Raw genomic sequence first — 16,730 nt, 5'->3', positions numbered from 1 at the left:
GACGTCAGCCGGCGACGACGGCCTCGGCGGCCTCGCGCGCGCCGGAGGCGGTCGTCGCCGCGATCGCCGCGGTCGCCAGGGCGCGTGCCTGCTCGAGCGTGTGGTTCCCCAGCTCGAGGCGGACGTCCGCGAGCGCGGCCGGCGTCATCGACAGCGTGGTCGCGCCGAGGCCGACGAGCACGACGGCGAGCAGCGGGTCGGCCGCGGCCTCACCGCAGATGCCGACGGGCTTGCCCGCAGCCGCCCCCGCGTCGCCGAGCGCCTTGACGAGGCGGAGGACGGCAGGGTGCCACGGGTCCTGGTAGCGGGCGACCGAGCCGAGCATGCGGTCGGCGGCGAGGGTGTACTGCGTCAGGTCGTTCGTGCCGACGCTGACGAAGTCGGCCGACGAGAAGATCTGGTCGGCCAGCACGGCGAGCGACGGCACCTCGGCCATCACGCCGACGGTCTTGAGACCGAGCTCGCGGCCCAGGGCCACGAAGTACTCCGTCTCCTCCGCGTCGCTGACCATGGGCGCCATCACCCAGAGGTCGGCCGTCGTCGCGGCCTGGGCGGCGGCGAGCGCGCTGAGCTGGTCGCGCAGGATCTGCTCCTTGACCCGCAGGGCGCGGAGGCCGCGCAGCCCGAGTGCCGGGTTCTCCTCGTGCGCGTCGTTGAGGAAGCTGAGGGGCTTGTCGGCCCCGGCGTCGAGGGCGCGCACGACGACCTTGCGGCCGGGGAACGCCTCGAGCAGCGCGGTGTAGCTCGCGGTCTGGCTCTCGACGGTCGGGGCGGTGCTGTTGCCGAGGAACAGGAACTCGGTGCGGAACAGGCCGACGCCCTCGGCGCCGAGCGCGACGGCGCCGGCGGCCTCGTCGGGCGAGCCGAGGTTCGCGAGCAGCGGCACGGCGTGGCCGTCGGCGAGGGCGCCGTCGGTCAGGGGCGCGGCGGCCGCGGCGGCGCGGTCGGCGATGCGCTGCTCGGCCTCGGCGACCTCGTCGGCGGACGGGTCGACGGTGACGACTCCGGTCGCGGCGTCGGCGACGACGACGGTGCCGTCGGCGAGGTCGAGGGCCCCGGTGACGCCGACGATCGCGGGGATCGACTTCGAGCGCGCGAGGATCGCCGTGTGCGAGGTGGGGCCGCCGTCGCGGGTGATCAGCGCGAGGACCTTCTCGAGGTCGAGCAGGGCCGTGTCGGCGGGTGCGAGGTCGGGGGCGACCAGCACGAAGGGGGTGTCGCTCTCGGGCACGCCGGGAGCGGCGACGCCCCGCAGGGAGGCGATGACGCGCTGGGCGACGTCGCCCAGGTCGGTCGCGCGCTCGGCCATGTAGCCGCCCATGCCGACGAGCATCTCCTGGAACGCGGCGAAGGCCTCGAAGACCGCGCGCTCGCCCGTGGAGCCGTCGGCGATGCGCTGGTCGACGTCCTCGACGAGGGTCGGGTCCTGGGCCATCAGGGCCTGGGCGTCCAGGACGTCCTTCGCCTCGCCTCCTGCCTTCTCGCCTCGTGCGGTGAGGTCGGCGGCGACGGCGGCGAGCGCCTTCTCGACGGCGGCCGACTCGACGGCGGCGTCCGCGGTGCGCCCCCCGGTGCCGGGCTCGGGGAGCGGCTCGGGCATCCTCAGGACGGGGCCGACGGCCACTCCACGTCCGACGCCAACGCCCTGTAGTGCCACTGTGTACCTCTTCGTGCTCGCGGTGTCTGCGGCGGGCACGCTGGTCGGCGGCGCCGCGGGGTCAGCGACATCGTACGCGAGCGGTGGCGGACGACCCGTGCACGCGCCCGTACCCTGGGTGCATGCGCCGCCGCCCCGACGACACCGAGCAGGGCGGCGTCGCCCCCGACGCTGCCACCGCCGCCTCCGCCGCCCGTGCGGCCGGGTCGCGCCTCGCGTCGTCGAGGGCCGTGCGGGTGGTCGGCCGGCATGTCGTGCAGAAGGGCCCCCTGCTGGCCGCCGGCCTCACGTACCAGGCGCTCTTCGCCCTGTTCTCCGCCCTCTGGGTCGGCTTCAGCGTCGCGGGCTTCGTCATCGCCGGCAACGACGTCGTGCGCGACGAGCTGATCACCTTCATCCAGTCGGCCGTGCCGGGCGTGATCAAGGACGACTCCGGCGCCGGCGTCGTCGAGCCGGGCGCGCTGATGAACGCCTCGGTCTTCGGCTGGACCGGCACGGTCGCCCTCGTCGGGCTGCTCTTCTCGTCGATCAGGCTCTTCGGCAGCATGCGCGACTCGGTCCGGACCGTCTTCCGGGCCCCTCAGCCGGCGACGCCCCTCCTGCGGCTGATCGCCCGCGACCTGGTGCTCGCGCTGGCGTTCGGGGCGACGGTGCTCGTCTCGGCCTCGATCTCGCTGCTGAGCACGACGGCCGTGACCTGGGGGCTGCGCCTCGTCGGCCTCTCGACCGACTCCGACGCCTCCGTGGCCCTGCTGCGGCTCGTCGGGCTGGTGCTCGTCTTCGTCTTCGACACGGCCGTGCTCGCCGTGCTGTTCCGGGTGCTGGCAGGCCTGCACATCCCGGTCAGGCGCCTCCTCGCCGGCTCGGCGATCGGCGGTGCCGGGTTCGTGCTCATCACCTTCGTCGGCGGGACGCTGCTGCGCGCAGCCGGCTCGAACCCCCTGCTGGCGTCGTTCGCCGCGATCGTCGGCCTCCTGCTCGTCATCAACCTGCTCTGCCAGGTGCTGCTGCTCGCCGCGGGCTGGATCGCCGTCGGCATGGACGACATCGGGGTGCTCGCCGACCCTCACGCCGAGGCGGAACGACTGCGCCTGCTCGAGGAGGCGCGGCTGGCCGAGGAGGCGCAGCTCGGCTCCCGCAGGACGCAGGCGGCCGAGCGCCTCCGCGGCCTCGCCTCCCGGCTGCCGCGGGCCCTCCGGCACCCGGGCCGCCGCTAGTCCCTCCGCCGCTAGTCTCTCTGGCATGGGTTCTCGTCTTCGTCTCGCCTCGGTCAACGTCAACGGCATCCGTGCCGCGTACCGCAAGGGCATGGGCGAGTGGCTCGCCGACCGTGACGTCGACGTCCTGACCCTGCAGGAGGTGCGGGCCACGACAGAGGACCTCGAGGGCCTGCTCGGCCCCGAGTGGAACGTGCTGCACCACCCCGCCACGGCCAAGGGGCGCGCCGGCGTGGCCATCGCCTCCCGCGGCGCGGCCCAGATCCACCGCGTCGAGCTCGGCGCAGACGACTTCGACAGCGCCGGTCGCTGGATCGAGGCCGACTACGACGTCGACGGCACGATCGTCACGGTCGTCAGCACCTACGTGCACTCGGGCGAGGTCGGCACCGAGAAGCAGGACGAGAAGTGGAAGTTCCTCGACGCGATGACCGAGCGGCTGCCCCAGCTCGCCGCGCACTCCGAGCTCGCGGTCGTCACCGGCGACCTCAACGTCGGGCACCGCGAGCTCGACATCAAGAACTGGAAGGGCAACGTGAAGCGCGCCGGCTTCCTGCCCCGTGAGCGCGCCTACTTCGACCGCTTCTTCGGCCCCGAGGGCGAGCCCGTCGAGACCGCCGACGGCGAGGGCGGCACCGGCCTCGGCTGGGTCGACGTCGGCCGTCGCCTGGCCGGCGAGGTCGAGGGGCCGTACTCGTGGTGGTCGTGGCGAGGCCAGGCCTTCGACAACGACACCGGCTGGCGCATCGACTACCACGTCGCGACCCCTGCCCTCGCCGAGCGTGCCTCCGGCCTCGTCGTCGACCGCGCCGCCTCGTACGACAAGCGCTGGTCGGACCACGCCCCCGTCGTCGTCGACTACGACATCTGACCTGCACCGCCGACACCGAGCCTCCTCCCCCGAGCTCTCTCCCCCGAGGACACCATGACCAGCACCGCCAGCACTGCCACCAGCACGACCACCGGCGCCGACGGCGCCGCCCGGCCCCGTCTCTTCTCCGGCATGCAGCCGACCTCCGACTCCCTGCACGTCGGCAACTACGTCGGCGCCCTGCTGCAGTGGCGCGAGCTGCAGTCCAGCCACGACGCCCTGTTCTGCGTCGTCGACATGCACGCCATCACCGTGCCGCAGGACCCGGCGACGCTCCGCGAGCAGACCCGCCGCACCGCCGCCCAGTACATCGCCGCGGGCATCGACCCCGAGCGGTCGACCCTCTTCATCCAGTCGCACGTGCCGGCGCACGCGCAGCTGGCCTGGGTGCTCAACACGCTGACGGGCTTCGGCGAGGCGAGTCGGATGACCCAGTTCAAGGACAAGTCGGCCAAGCAGGGCGCGGACGCGGCGACCCTCGGCCTCTTCGCGTACCCGACGCTGATGGCCGCGGACATCCTGCTGTACCAGGCGGAGTCGGTGCCGGTCGGCGACGACCAGCGCCAGCACGTCGAGCTGACCCGCGACCTGGCCGGGCGCTTCAACTCCCGGTACGGGAACACCTTCGTCGTGCCCGAGGCGGCCATCCTCAAGGAGACCGCCCGCATCTACGACCTGCAGACGCCCGAGTCGAAGATGAGCAAGTCGGCCGCGACCGACTCCGGCATCGTCTGGATGCTGGACGAGCCGTCGCGCACCGCGAAGAAGATCAAGTCGGCCGTCACCGACACCGAGCGCGAGATCCGTTTCGACCGCGGGGCCAAGGCCGGGGTGTCGAACCTGCTGACGATCCTGTCGGCCTTCTCCGGCACGACCGTCGCCGCGCTCGAGGAGAAGTACGCGGGGCGCGGCTACGGCGACCTCAAGAAGGACGTCGCCGAGGTCGTGGTCGAGACCTTCACCCCGATCCGCGCCCGCACCCTCGAGCTGCTCGACGACCCGGCAGAGCTCGACCGCGTGCTCGCCGGCAACGCCGAGCGCGCCGACGCCATCGCCCAGGCGACGCTCGACACCGTGTACGACCGCATCGGGTTCGTCCGCAGGGCCTGACCGTGCAGCCGTTCGTGCTCGAGTCGCCCGCGGTCCGGCTCGAGGTGCCGGGACCGGCCGACGTCGATGCCATCGTCGAGGCCTGCCAGGACCCGGTGCTGCAGCGCTTCACGACCGTGCCGGCGCCCTACTCGCGGGCCGACGCGCAGTTCTTCCTCGAGCGCATCGTCGACCACGGCTGGGCCACGGGTCGCGAGGCGACCTGGGGCCTGCGCGGGCCCGGCTCGTCGCTGCTGCTCGGCGTCGTGAGCGTGCGGCTGGGCACCCGCGACATCGGCTTCTGGACGACGCCAGCGGCACGAGGCCGTGGCCTGATGACCGCGGCGGTCCGGCTCGTGGCCGACTGGGCGCTCGGCGACGCCGGCCTCGACCAGCTGCACTGGGAGGGCTACGTCGGGAACGACGCCTCCGCGGCGGTCGCTCGACGCTGCGGCTTCACCTACACGGGTGTCGGGCCGGGGATGCACCCCGGCCGCGACGGCGCTCGGCCGCTCTGCTGGAAGGCGCGGCTGCGCCCCGGCGACGAGCACTTCCCGAAGCAGGGCTGGCCCGACCTGACCGGCGGGGTCGGCGACCCCCCGCGGGAATGGCCGCGCGCCGACGGCGTTGACGACAGTGCCCGGCAACCGCAGGGCGCCCCGCGCCTCCCGGAGGACTCGTGACCGACCACCTCACCCCCGACGCCGCCGTCGTCGAGACGGCGATGCGGCGTGCGCTCGAGCTGGCGGCCAGGGGCCCGGCCCGCGGCGACAACCCCCAGGTGGGCTGCGTGCTGCTGCGACCCGACGGCAGCACGGCCGCCGAGGGCTGGCACCGCGGCGCGGGCACGCCGCACGCGGAGATCGACGCGCTGGCCCAGCTCGGCGAGACCGGGGCCTCTGGCCTCACGGCGGTCGTCACGCTCGAGCCGTGCGACCACACCGGCCGCACCGGGCCGTGCAGCACGGCCCTGATCGAGGCGGGCGTGGCCCGTGTCGTGTACGCGGTCGACGACCCGGGCGAGCGGTCCTCAGGAGGCGGTGCGCGCCTCCTCGAGGCCGGCGTCGCGGTCGAGCGGGGCCTCCTCGTCGACGAGGCGACCGAGCTGGTGCGCCGCTGGCTGGTGCCGGCGCGGCACGGCCGTCCGTTCGTGACCGTCAAGTGGGCCTCGAGCCTCGACGGCCGAGCCGCCGCGCCCGACGGTACGAGTCGCTGGATCACCGGCACCGCCGCCCGGCAGCACGTGCACGAGGTGCGTGCCGCCCACGACGCGATCCTCGTCGGCACGGGCACGGTCCTCGCCGACGACCCGAGCCTCACGGCACGGGGCGACGCGGGCGAGCTGCTCGCCGACCAGCCGGTCCCCGTCGTGGTCGGTGACCGGGCGGTGCCGGCCGACGCCCGCCTCCGGAGCCACCCGCGCGAGCTCGTGCAGGTCGCGGGGCACGACCCTGCCGCTGCGCTCGACGCACTCTGGCGACTCGGGGTCCGCAGCGTGCTCGTCGAGGGCGGCCCGACCGTGGCGAGTGCCTTCGTCCGGGCCGGCCTCGCCGACGACTACCTCGTCTACCTCGCCCCGACGCTGATCGGCGGCGCGCGCACCGCGCTCGACGACCTCGGCGTCGCCACGATCGACGACCAGCGGCGCCTCCGCGTCGCCGACGTCACCCTGCTCGGCACCGACCTCCTGGTCGTGGCCCGCGACGACACCCGGAGCACCTCATGACCGACGCCCGCACCCCCGACTCCTCCCGCGTCTCGCACGTGACCTTCGAGGTCGAGACGACCGTCCCGACCTCGCACGGCACGTTCCGGATGCGCGCCTACACCGACGTCGAGACCGGCGCCGACCACATCGCGATCGTCGCCTCGGGGCCCGACGGCACCGCGCCCTCGGACGGCGCGCTGGTCCGCGTGCACTCCGAGTGCCTGACCGGCGAGGCCTTCGGCTCGCTCAAGTGCGAGTGCGGGCCCCAGCTCGACGCCGCCCTCGACACGATCCGCGACCACGGCGGCGTCGTCGTCTACCTGCGCGGCCACGAGGGCCGCGGCATCGGCCTGATCAACAAGCTGCGCGCCTACCGGCTGCAGGAGGACGGCCTCGACACGCTCGACGCCAACCTCGCCCTCGGCCTGCCGGCGGACTCGCGCCAGTACGGCGCCGCCGCCGACATGCTGCGCGACCTCGGCGTCACGTCGGTCCGCCTGCTCAGCAACAACCCCGAGAAGCGACGCCAGCTCGTGCAGCACGGCATCGAGGTGCTCGAGTCCGTCCCCCTGGTCGTCGGGGTGGGAGCCTTCAACGAGGGCTACCTCGACACCAAGCGCGACCGCATGGGACACGAGCTGCCGGGGCAGCTTCACGGCGACGCCTGACGGACACGGACAGCGGCACCTCCCGCTGCGACGTAAGATGGACGACGGCTGTCACGAGCGGTCACCTGCACCACGCACCACGGCACCGCACGCCCCGCCGATCTCCCGGGGCCGGATCTCCGCCAGCGACCCCGTCGAGCCCACCTGGCTCCGGACGTCGCCCGGCCGCCGCCACTCGTCCGCTCCTCGCCGCACCGGAGTCCGCATGTCCCGCAGCACCGTCGCCTCGTCGACGCCCACCGCACAGCCCGTCAACAAGCGCTCGCGCGTCGTCCTCGCGAGCCTCGTCGGCACGTCCATCGAGTTCTACGACTTCTACGTCTACGCGACGGCGGCCGTGCTGGTGTTCCCGACCATCTTCTTCGCGAACGACGACCCGGCCGTCGCGAGGCTCGCCTCCTTCGCGGTCTTCGGGGTCGCGTTCATCGCGCGCCCCGTCGGCTCGATCGTGTTCGGTCACTTCGGCGACCGCATCGGCCGCAAGGGCACCCTGGTCGCCTCCCTGCTGACCATGGGGGTCGCGACGGTGCTGATCGGCTGCATCCCCGCCGGCACGACGCCGGGCTGGGCCGTCGCCGGGCCCGCGTGCCTGGTCGTGCTGCGCTTCTGCCAGGGCCTCGGCCTCGGCGGCGAGTGGAGCGGCGCCGCGCTGCTCGCGACGGAGAACGCCCCGGCCGGCCGTCGCGCGATCTGGGGCACGTTCCCGCAGCTCGGCGCCCCGATCGGCTTCATCATCGCCAACCTCGTCTTCATCGTCCTGAACGCGAACCTCACCGACGAGCAGTTCCTCAGCTGGGGCTGGCGCGTGCCGTTCCTCGCGAGCGCCCTGCTGGTGATCATCGGGCTCTACGTCCGCTTCAAGCTCATCGAGACTCCGGCGTTCCAGGCCGTGGTCGACTCGGGCAACGTCGCCAAGCTGCCGCTCGCCCGCGTCTTCACGACGAGCTGGCGCCCGCTCGTCCTCGGCACGTTCATCATGCTGGCGACGTACACGCTCTTCTACCTGATGACGACCTTCACCCTGACGTACGGCACCGCGGAGGCGTCGGGCGCGGCCCCGGGGCTCGGCATCGACCGCACGCAGTTCCTGCTGATGCTCATCTTCGGCTGCGTGTTCTTCGGGATCTTCACGCTCGTGTCGGGCCCGCTGGCCGAGCGCTTCGGCCGACGCGCCCTGCTCATCGTCGTGACGAGCGCGATCCTCGTCTTCGGGTTCCTGTTCGCGCCGTTCTTCGCGGCCGGGGCGCTCGGGGCCCAGGCCCTGCTGATCGTCGGGTTCACGCTGATGGGGCTCACCTTCGGCCCCATGGGCGCGGTGCTGCCCGAGCTGTTCCCGACCAGCGTGCGCTACACGGGCTCGGCCATCAGCTACAACGTCGCCAGCATCCTCGGCGCGGCCGTCGCCCCGTTCATCGCGGTCGCGCTCTGGCAGGCGGCCGGCGGCAGCACGTGGCTCGTGGGCCTGTACCTCTCGTCGATGGCGGTGCTCACGCTCGTCGCGCTGCTGCTCAGCCGGGAGACGAAGGACGTGGAGTACGACGCGGCGGGCTGACCGGGGCGGGCCGACCGGGCGGGCCGACCGGGCACGGTCCCAGCGCGAGCGCAGGTGGCTCGGGACGGGACGAAGTACTTTGGTCGAGGCGATCAGCCACGACCATCCCCGAGAGGCACCATGAGCTCCGACACGAGCCGCTCCGACCAGAGCACTCGATCCGCGTCGACATCAGCACCCGCACCGGCACGCGCGCGACGCGGCCGAACGGGCCGACGAGAGGCGGACGGCCCCAGGGCCACGTTCCGCCAGCTGCTCCCCTACCTGTTCGAGCACAAGAAGGTGATGGTCGTCATCATCGTGCTCAGCGTGCTGGGCGCCGCCGCCTCGCTCGGCCAGCCCCTCCTCGTCAGCCAGGTCATCACGCTCGTGCAGCAGGGCGAGACGCTCGGCCGGCTGGTCTGGGCCCTCGTCGCGCTGGTCGTCGTGGCCGGGCTGCTGAGCGGGTTCCAGCACTACCTGCTGCAGCGCACCGGTGAGGGAGTGGTGCTCTCCAGCCGCCGTCGGCTCGTGGCGAGCCTGCTGCACCTGCCGGTCAGCGAGTTCGACCGTCGCCGCACCGGCGACCTCGTGTCCCGCGTCGGCAGCGACACGACGCTGCTGCGGGCCGTCCTGACCCAGGGACTCGTCGAGGCGATCGGCGGCTCCCTGACCTTCGTCGGCGCCCTGGTCGGCATGTTCCTGATCGACCCCGTGCTGCTCGGCCTCACCGTGCTCGTGGTCGCGATCTCGGTCACCGTCGTCGTGCTGCTCTCGGGCCGCATCCGCGTCGCCAGCCGGCGTGCCCAGGAGAAGGTCGGCGACCTGACCGCCGCCGTCGAGCGGTCGATCGGCTCGGTGCGGACGATCCGCGCGAGCGGCGCCACGGAGCGCGAGATCACCGGCGTCCAGGCCGACGCCGAGGGCGCCTACCAGCGCGGCCTCGAGGTGGCGCGCATCTCGGCGCTCGTCGTGCCCATCGCCTCCGTCGCGCTGCAGGCGTCGTTCCTCGTGGTGCTGGGCGTCGGCGGCTTCCGCGTGGCCAGCGGCACCATCGACATCGCCTCGCTCGTGTCGTTCATCCTGTTCCTGTTCCTGATGATCATGCCGCTCGGCCAGGCCATGGGTGCCGTCCTCAGCGTGAACCAGGCGCTCGGCGCCCTCGGCCGCATCCAGGAGATCCTCGACCTGCCCCGCGAGACCGAGGGGGACGACGCCGTCGCCGCCGGCCTCGGCGGCGACGCCCGGGTCGAGACGGACGCCGCGATCCGCTTCGACGACGTCCACTTCCGCTACCCGGACTCACCTCCCGCCGCCGACGGCACGACCCCGGCGAAGGAGGCGCGCGAGGGTCGGGACGACGACCTCACGGTGCTGCGCGGCGTCTCGTTCTCGGCTCCGGTGGGCAAGCGCACCGCCCTGGTCGGCCCCTCCGGAGCAGGCAAGAGCACGATCCTCGCCCTGATCGAGCGCTTCTACGACCCGACCTCCGGCGTGGTCAGGCTCGGCGGCGTCGACGTGCGCGCGCTCGACCGCGTCGACCTGCGGGCGCAGATCGGCTACGTCGAGCAGGACGCCGCGGTGCTCGCGGGCACCATCCGCGACAACCTCACCCTGGGGTCGCCCGAGGCCACCGACGAGGACTGCCGCCGGGTGCTCGAGGCGGTCAACCTGACGGCGGTGCTCGAGCGCGGCGAACTGGGCCTCGACGCCCAGGTCGGCGAGGACGGCGTGCTGCTCTCGGGCGGCGAGCGCCAGCGACTCGCGATCGCGCGGACGCTGCTCTCGGCGCCCGCGCTGCTGCTGCTCGACGAGTCGACGTCGAGCCTCGACGGGCTCAACGAGCAGCGCCTCCGCGAGGCCATCGACGCCGTCGCCGAGGGACGCACCCTGATCGTGATCGCACACCGGCTCTCGACCGTCGTCGACAGCGACCAGATCGTCGTCGTCGACGACGGACGGGTCGTCGGCGTCGGCACCCACTCCGAGCTGGTCGAGAGCACGCCGCTCTACAAGGACCTCGCGAAGCACCAGCTGCTCGTCTGACCTCCGGTCGCCTGCCGGGTCGCCGGCTCGTCTGACCTCAGGGCGCAGGGACGCCGGGTCGCCGGGTCGCCTAGCCTGGCGGCATGAGCGACGACGCCCGCGAGCCCGAGGTCCTGTTCCACGTCGACCGGGGCGTGGGCGTGATCACGCTGAACCGGCCCGCCAAGATCAACGCGGTGACCGAGGGGATGCTCGGGCTGATCGAGCACGCCCTCGACGCCTGGCAGGACGACGCCGCGGTCGAGAGCCTGCTGCTGCGGGGCGCGGGCCCCCGCGGTTTCTGCGCCGGCGGCGACATCACGGCGATCCACCGGGATGCCACCGCCGCCCCTGCCCGCAGCGTCGCGATGTGGCGGCGCGAGTACCGCGGCGCGCTGCGGCTCGCCCGCTGGCACCGCCCGGTCGTCTCGTACCTCGACGGCATCGCCATGGGCGCGGGCGTCGGGCTCGGCGGCCACGTGTCGCTCCGGGTCGTCACGCCCCGCAGCCGCGTCGGCATGCCCGAGACCCTCATCGGCCTGACGCCCGACGCGGGCGGCAGCTACCTGCTCTCCCGGGCGCCCGGCGAGCTGGGCACCCACCTGGCGCTGACCGGGGCGGCCATGACCGCCTCCGACGCCCTGCTCACGGGCTTCGCCGACGTCCTCGTCGAGGAGGAGGGCGAGGGAGGCGGCGACCGCGTCCTCGACGCGCTGGCGACCGGGGGTCCGGACGCAGTCAGGGCCCTCGCCGTCGAGCCTCCCCCGGCGCCGCTCGCCGCCGAGCGCAGCTGGATCGACGACGCCTACCGGGGCGACGACGCCGCGCTGGTGCTCGCACGGCTCCGTGGGCTCGAGCGGGACGGGGTCGAGGCGGCTGGCCGGGCGGCCGACGACCTCGTGGCCGCCTCGCCCACCTCCGTCGTGCTCACGCTCGCCGCCCAGCGTCGCGCCCGCGGCCTGCCCGACCTCGAGGCGGTGCTCGGCCAGGAACTGGGGCTCGTCACCGCGCTGGCCGACTCCCCCGACCTCGTCGAGGGCATCCGCGCCAGGGTCGTGGACAAGGACAGGGCCCCGCACTGGTCGCCGGCCACGCTGGCCGAGGTGGACGTCGATGCCGTCCTCGCGAGCGTCGACTGGGGCACCCGGCTCTGACCCGTCTCCGGATGGTGGTCGGTCGCCGTCCGGGCGCCTGGTGTCAGGCGGGGCCCGCCGACTCGCGTGCCGCCTCGATCACCTCGAGCGCCACCAGCGCGTCCCGCGGGTCGACCGGCACCGGCCCGGCACCCCGCAGGGCACGGGCGAGCTGCTCGTAGAACAACGGGTACCGCCCCTGGTCGGTGGGCTCGCGCCGGGCATCGTCCCCGATGCCGACGAGGCCGTGGCGCCCGTCGGGGACGCGACCGTAGCCAGGATCGCGGGGCGACGTGCCCGACGCGAGCTGCGCCTCCTGCGGGTCGAGCCCGTCGACGACGTACGCCCCTGCCGTGCCCAGCACCCGGAGGCGCGGACCGGGCTGCGCGTCGACGTGGCTCATCCAGAGCCGCGACCGCACCCCGCTCTCGTGCCGCAAGGAGACGAACACGTCGTCGTCCGCGGCTCCCGACGGGCGCCGCCGGGCGATCTCCGCGTGGACGTCGGCCACGGGCCCGAACAGGTGCAGCGCCTGGTCGACCAGGTGCGGGCCGAGGTCGAACAGGATCCCCCCGCCCTCCGCAGCCGTCGCCTGCGACTTCCAGCCCGCGCGGTTCGCCGTCTTCCACGGCTCGAAGCGCGACTCGAAGGTGTGCACGTCGCCGAGTGCGCCGCTCTGCACCAGACGCGACGCCGTCAGGTAGTCGCCGTCCCAGCGACGGTTCTGGTACACGGTCAGCGTCCGCCCGAGCGACTCGGCGAGCTCGATCAGCTGGCGAGCCGAGGAGGCGGTGGTCGCGACGGGCTTGTCGACGACGACCGCGGACCCGGCGCGCAGGGCGTCCGCGGCCACGTCGGCGTGCGTCGCGTTGGGCGTCGCGACGATCACCAGGTCGAGGCCGAGGGCGTCGAGGTCGCTCGCCTGCGGGACGACCTCGACCCCGGGGTGCGAGGACCTGGCCTGCTCTGCCCGGTCGCCGTCACGGGTGACGACGGCGACGAGGTCGTACGCGTCGTCCGCGGCCACGAGGGGGGCGTGGAACACCCGGCCGGCGAGGCCGTAGCCGACGATCCCGACGCGGAGGCGCGGCGGCTGCTGCTGGTCGGCGGCGCTCATGCGGCGAAGGGGTCGGGGGTCATCAGGTACACGGTCTCCAGGTACTCCTGGATGCCCTCCAGGCCGCCCTCGCGGCCGAGGCCGGACGCCTTGACGCCGCCGAACGGCGCGGAGGCGTTCGACACCACGCCGACGTTGAGCCCGAGCATGCCGGTCTCGAGGGTCTCGGCCAGTCGCTGGCCGCGGGCGAGGTCACGGGTGAAGGCGTAGGCCACGAGGCCGAACTCGGTGTCGTTCGCCTTCCGCACCGCCTCCTCCTCGTCGGCGAAGGTCGAGACGGCGAGGACGGGGCCGAAGATCTCCGTGGTGAGCAGCTCGCTGCCGGGCCGCACGCCGTCGAGGACGGTCGGTTCGTAGAAGGTGCCCGTGCCGTCGACGCGGGCGCCGCCCGTCCGCACGACGGCGCCGCGGGCGACGGCGTCGTCGACGAGGCGCTCGGCCTTCTCGACGGCGCGGTCGTCGATCAGCGGGCCGACGTCGACGCCGTCGTCGGTGCCGCGGCCGAGCGTCATCGCCGCGACGCGCTCGGTCACCCGGCGGACGAACTCGTCCGCGACGGCCTCGTGGACGAGGAACCGGTTGGCGGCGGTGCAGGCCTGCCCGACGTTGCGGAACTTGGCGAGCAGGGCGCCCTCGACGGCGGCGTCGAGGTCGGCGTCGTCGAAGACCAGGAACGGTGCGTTGCCGCCGAGCTCCATCGAGGTGCGGAGCACGCGCTCGGACGCCTGGGCGAGCAGGGTCGACCCGACCGGCGTCGAGCCCGTGAAGCTGAGCTTCCGGAGGCGCGGGTCGCGGATCAGGGGCTCGCAGACGTCGCCTGCCGAGGTCGTCGTCACCACGTTCACGACGCCGCGCGGCACGCCGGCCTCGGTGAGGATCCCGACGAGGGCCAAGGTGGTGAGCGGGGTCAGGTCGGCGGGCTTGACCACGACCGTGCAGCCGGCCGCGAGGGCAGGCGCGATCTTGCGGGTCGCCATCGCGAGGGGGAAGTTCCACGGCGTGATGAGCAGGCACGGGCCGACGGGGCGCTTCAGCACGATCGTGCGACCGGTCCCCTCCGGGTTCGTGCCGTAGCGGCCCGAGATGCGCACCGCCTCCTCGCTGGCCCAGCGCACGAACTCGGAGCCGTAGGCCACCTCGCCGCGCGACTCGGCGAGCGGCTTGCCCATCTCGAGCGTCATCAGCAGCGCCAGGTCGTCGGCGCGCTCGCGCAGCAGGTCGAAGGCACGCCGCAGGATGTCGGAGCGGGTACGGGGAGCAGTGGCCGCCCAGGCCGCCTGCGCGGCGACGGCGGCGTCGAGGGCGCGGAGCCCGTCCGCCGCAGCGGCGTCGGCGACCGTCGCGATGACGTCGCCGGTCGACGGGTCGCGCACCTCGAACGTGCGGCCAGAGGCGGCCGGCACCCACTCGCCGTCGACGTGCAGGCCGGTCGGCACGGCTGCGAGGACGCGTGCCTCGTCGCCCGCGCTCACGAGCGCACCGTGTCGACGCCGGCCTCGCGCAGCTCGTCGAGGGCGGCCGCGCTCGGCCCCTCGGCGACCCCGGCGACGAGATCGGTCAGGACCCTGACGCGGAGCCCCGCCCGCGCGGCGTCGAGCGCTGACGCCCTGACGCAGTGGTCGGTGGCCAGGCCGACGACGTCGACGTCGGTGACGCCGCGCCGGGCCACGAGGTCGACGAGCGACTCGCCCGCCTCCGTCGCGGCCTCGAAGATCGAGTAGGCCGGGGTGCCCGCGCCCTTCCGCACGTGCTCGTCGACGAGCCCGGTGTCGAGGTCGGGGTGGTAGTCGGCGCCCGTCGTGCCCCGGACGCAGTGCGGCGGCCAGCTGTCGACGTAGTCCGGCTCGGCCGAGAAGTGGCCGCCGTTGTCGCCCTGGTCGTCGTGCCAGTCGCGGCTGGCGACGACGACGTCGTACCGGGCGCGGTCAGCGCGCAGGTGCTCCGTCACCCGGGCGGCGACGCTCGCGCCCCCGGTGACGGCGAGGGCGCCTCCCTCGGTGAAGTCGTTCTGGACGTCGATGACGAAGAGCGCGGTGGTCATGCTCCCATCCTCCCTCTGTGGTGTCTCAGCTGTCTGAACTGTCTATGCCGGTCAGGTGCGCCGGTCAGGTGCGCCGCTCAGCTGTTCGCGAGCGAGTTGCCGCAGCGCCAGACCGACGCCGTGAGGGTGTCGAGTGCGCTGCGGGCGTTGTCCCTCACCGGGCCGATCGCGTAGAACGCGAAGGTCAGGGGCGTGCCGTCGGCCGAGTCGATCGAGCCGGCGAGCGTGTAGGCGGTGTCGATCCAGCCGGTCTTGGCGTGGACGGCTCCGCGCGCGGCGGCGTTCGAGCCGGTGAAGCGCGACGCGAGGGTGCCGGTCTGGCCCGAGATCGGCAGGGCGTCGTAGACCGCGCCCAGCCCGTGGGCGCGGTCGCGCACCTGGATCATCAGGCGAGCCACGAAGGTCGAGGGCACGGCGTTGTTCTCGCTCAGCCCGGAACCGTCGACGATCGTGATCGCCGACGTGTCGAGCCCGTAGGTGCCGCCCAGGGCCGACCGGTACAGGGCCGTCAGGGAGGCGGCGGAGCCGTCCGCCCCGGACTCCCTCGACGAGGCCCGCGCCAGCATCTCCGCCAGCGTGTTGTCCGAGTTCGGCAGCATCTGGCCGATCAGCGTCGAGACGGGCTGCGACTGCACGGAGCCGAGCACCGTCGCGCTGCTCGCCGTGCCCTGGGAGATCGACGCCGACCCGGCGCCCGAGACGCCCGCCGCCACGAGCGCGGCGCGGAACGCCTCGCCCGCTCGTCCGACCGGGTCGGTGCTGCGCGGGCTCGTGTTCGCCGACGGGTCGGCACGGTCGCCGTCGACCATCAGCGCCGTCACCTCGCTGTGGTAGCCGATGGTCTGCTCGGTGCGCTTCCACGACGGGTCCCACTTGTCGGCCTGGCTCCACCAGGTCGCGTCGAGCGTGATCTGCGAGACCGGCTGACCGCCGAGGGAGGCGGCCACCTGCCCCGCGAGGTCGCTGAGCGTCGGCGCCCCCGAGTACACGCTGCGGCCCGTCGCGCTGAGGGTGGCGTCGCCGCCGCCGACGAGGGCGATCGTGCCGCTCGCGGGGTCGCCCGTGACCGTGGTCGTCAGGCGGTGGTCTGCGCCGAGGACGGAGAGCGCGACGGCGCTCGTCAGGGTCTTCAGGACGCTGCCGGTCCGGGCCGGGGTGGACCCGTTCCGGTCGAAGAGGACCTCGCCCGTCGCGGCGTTGACGACCGAGCCCTCGAACTGGGCGAGGCGCGGGTCGGCGGCGGCGGCGGCCACGGAGCAGGTGCGCAGCTTGGTCGCGGGCGGCACGGCGGCGGGGGCTGCCCGCTGAGGATCGGGCGCCGTCGTCGGGTCCGGCGTGACGGTGACGACCTCGGTCGGCTCTGCGGCGTCCGCGGTGGCGTCTCCGCCTGCCAGCGCACTCGAGGGAGCAGGGGCGTCGGGGGCCGTCGCGGCGCCGGCGGCGACCGCGCCGCCGCCGAGCAGGGCGAACGCGAGGACGCCGGCGGTCACGAGCGTGGTGCGAGGGTGCTCCCGCAGGAGGCGCGCGGCCGACGCGCGGACGTCGCGCGGCCGGGCCGCCTCCGCAGCCACGGCGGGGGTGCCGTCGTCGGAGGGGCGGTCGTCGGGGGTCGCGTCCTGCTCGCTCATCCAGGACATCCTACGAAACGCGTGCCTCCTCCGGGGGCCGAGCTC

13 protein-coding genes and 1 pseudogene are annotated in these 16,730 nt (G+C 74.0%); 9 read left to right on the top strand and 5 right to left on the bottom strand.

From position 1 onward, the window contains the following. Positions 1-4: 4 nt before the first annotated feature. Complete coding sequence (gene ptsP, locus JOE35_RS06115; RefSeq protein ID WP_209560336.1) at positions 5-1,657, bottom strand: phosphoenolpyruvate--protein phosphotransferase; 1,653 nt, start codon at positions 1,655-1,657, stop codon at positions 5-7. 122 nt (positions 1,658-1,779) lie between these two features. On the opposite strand from ptsP, the gene JOE35_RS06110 reads away from it, so the two are divergent. The 9 genes and pseudogenes from JOE35_RS06110 (at position 1,780) to JOE35_RS06070 (ending at position 11,920) form a co-directional block, all read left to right on the top strand. After that, positions 1,780-2,874 carry a YihY/virulence factor BrkB family protein gene (locus JOE35_RS06110; protein WP_209560335.1) on the top strand — a complete coding sequence of 365 codons (1,095 nt, stop codon included), beginning with the start codon at positions 1,780-1,782 and terminating at the stop codon, positions 2,872-2,874. Positions 2,875-2,899: 25 nt separating this feature from the next. Then, on the top strand, positions 2,900-3,745 hold the full coding sequence (locus JOE35_RS06105) for an exodeoxyribonuclease III (protein WP_209560334.1): 846 nt from the start codon (positions 2,900-2,902) through the stop codon (positions 3,743-3,745). A gap of 54 nt (positions 3,746-3,799) precedes the next feature. After that, positions 3,800-4,855, top strand: coding sequence for a tryptophan--tRNA ligase (gene trpS, locus JOE35_RS06100; protein ID WP_209560333.1), 1,056 nt, complete (start codon positions 3,800-3,802; stop codon positions 4,853-4,855). A gap of 2 nt (positions 4,856-4,857) precedes the next feature. Continuing rightward, complete coding sequence (locus JOE35_RS06095; RefSeq protein ID WP_209560332.1) at positions 4,858-5,517, top strand: GNAT family N-acetyltransferase; 660 nt, start codon at positions 4,858-4,860, stop codon at positions 5,515-5,517. A 41-nt stretch (positions 5,518-5,558) separates the two neighbouring features. Beyond that, positions 5,559-6,560: a bifunctional diaminohydroxyphosphoribosylaminopyrimidine deaminase/5-amino-6-(5-phosphoribosylamino)uracil reductase RibD gene (gene ribD, locus JOE35_RS06090; RefSeq protein ID WP_209561908.1), complete on the top strand. Its 1,002-nt coding sequence runs from the start codon at positions 5,559-5,561 to the stop codon at positions 6,558-6,560. Between the two features lie 14 nt (positions 6,561-6,574). After that, a pseudogene (gene ribA / locus JOE35_RS06085) lies at positions 6,575-7,210 on the top strand (GTP cyclohydrolase II); the annotation flags it as partial. Positions 7,211-7,415: 205 nt separating this feature from the next. Then, complete coding sequence (locus JOE35_RS06080; protein WP_209560330.1) at positions 7,416-8,762, top strand: MFS transporter; 1,347 nt, start codon at positions 7,416-7,418, stop codon at positions 8,760-8,762. 120 nt (positions 8,763-8,882) lie between these two features. Beyond that, positions 8,883-10,787: an ABC transporter ATP-binding protein gene (locus JOE35_RS06075; RefSeq protein ID WP_209560329.1), complete on the top strand. Its 1,905-nt coding sequence runs from the start codon at positions 8,883-8,885 to the stop codon at positions 10,785-10,787. Positions 10,788-10,870: 83 nt separating this feature from the next. Then, positions 10,871-11,920 (top strand): enoyl-CoA hydratase/isomerase family protein, encoded by a 1,050-nt coding sequence (locus JOE35_RS06070; protein ID WP_209560328.1) that lies wholly within the window; start codon positions 10,871-10,873, stop codon positions 11,918-11,920. A 43-nt stretch (positions 11,921-11,963) separates the two neighbouring features. Here the strand turns inward: JOE35_RS06070 and JOE35_RS06065 are convergent, their stop codons facing one another. From JOE35_RS06065 to dacB, 4 genes are all read right to left on the bottom strand, one after another. Next, positions 11,964-13,016: a Gfo/Idh/MocA family oxidoreductase gene (locus JOE35_RS06065; protein WP_209560327.1), complete on the bottom strand. Its 1,053-nt coding sequence runs from the start codon at positions 13,014-13,016 to the stop codon at positions 11,964-11,966. After that, complete coding sequence (locus JOE35_RS06060; RefSeq protein WP_209560326.1) at positions 13,013-14,488, bottom strand: NAD-dependent succinate-semialdehyde dehydrogenase; 1,476 nt, start codon at positions 14,486-14,488, stop codon at positions 13,013-13,015. The genes JOE35_RS06065 and JOE35_RS06060 overlap by 4 nt, the downstream gene beginning before the upstream one ends. Further along, positions 14,485-15,057 carry an isochorismatase family protein gene (locus JOE35_RS06055; RefSeq protein WP_209560325.1) on the bottom strand — a complete coding sequence of 191 codons (573 nt, stop codon included), beginning with the start codon at positions 15,055-15,057 and terminating at the stop codon, positions 14,485-14,487. Before JOE35_RS06055 ends, JOE35_RS06060 begins: the two co-directional genes overlap by 4 nt. 77 nt (positions 15,058-15,134) lie before the next feature. Beyond that, positions 15,135-16,685, bottom strand: coding sequence for a D-alanyl-D-alanine carboxypeptidase/D-alanyl-D-alanine-endopeptidase (gene dacB, locus JOE35_RS06050; protein WP_209560324.1), 1,551 nt, complete (start codon positions 16,683-16,685; stop codon positions 15,135-15,137). Positions 16,686-16,730: the final 45 nt, after the last annotated feature.

Origin of the sequence: Frigoribacterium sp. PvP032 (genome assembly GCF_017833035.1) — a bacterium.
Classification (GTDB): domain Bacteria; phylum Actinomycetota; class Actinomycetes; order Actinomycetales; family Microbacteriaceae; genus Frigoribacterium.
Note: the sequence above shows the minus strand (reverse complement) of the source record. Positions and strands in the feature narration are given on the sequence as shown.

What these genes read in the sequence shown, in the direction of transcription:
- dacB (WP_209560324.1), bottom strand. Translation starts at nt 16,685, where the DNA reads ATGAGCGAGCAGGACGCGACCCCCGACGACCGCCCCTCCGACGACGGC.
- JOE35_RS06055 (WP_209560325.1), bottom strand. Translation starts at nt 15,057, where the DNA reads ATGACCACCGCGCTCTTCGTCATCGACGTCCAGAACGACTTCACCGAG.
- JOE35_RS06065 (WP_209560327.1), bottom strand. Translation starts at nt 13,016, where the DNA reads ATGAGCGCCGCCGACCAGCAGCAGCCGCCGCGCCTCCGCGTCGGGATC.
- ribD (WP_209561908.1), top strand. Translation starts at nt 5,559, where the DNA reads ATGCGGCGTGCGCTCGAGCTGGCGGCCAGGGGCCCGGCCCGCGGCGAC.
- JOE35_RS06075 (WP_209560329.1), top strand. Translation starts at nt 8,883, where the DNA reads ATGAGCTCCGACACGAGCCGCTCCGACCAGAGCACTCGATCCGCGTCG.
- JOE35_RS06110 (WP_209560335.1), top strand. Translation starts at nt 1,780, where the DNA reads ATGCGCCGCCGCCCCGACGACACCGAGCAGGGCGGCGTCGCCCCCGAC.
- trpS (WP_209560333.1), top strand. Translation starts at nt 3,800, where the DNA reads ATGACCAGCACCGCCAGCACTGCCACCAGCACGACCACCGGCGCCGAC.
- JOE35_RS06070 (WP_209560328.1), top strand. Translation starts at nt 10,871, where the DNA reads ATGAGCGACGACGCCCGCGAGCCCGAGGTCCTGTTCCACGTCGACCGG.
- JOE35_RS06105 (WP_209560334.1), top strand. Translation starts at nt 2,900, where the DNA reads ATGGGTTCTCGTCTTCGTCTCGCCTCGGTCAACGTCAACGGCATCCGT.
- JOE35_RS06080 (WP_209560330.1), top strand. Translation starts at nt 7,416, where the DNA reads ATGTCCCGCAGCACCGTCGCCTCGTCGACGCCCACCGCACAGCCCGTC.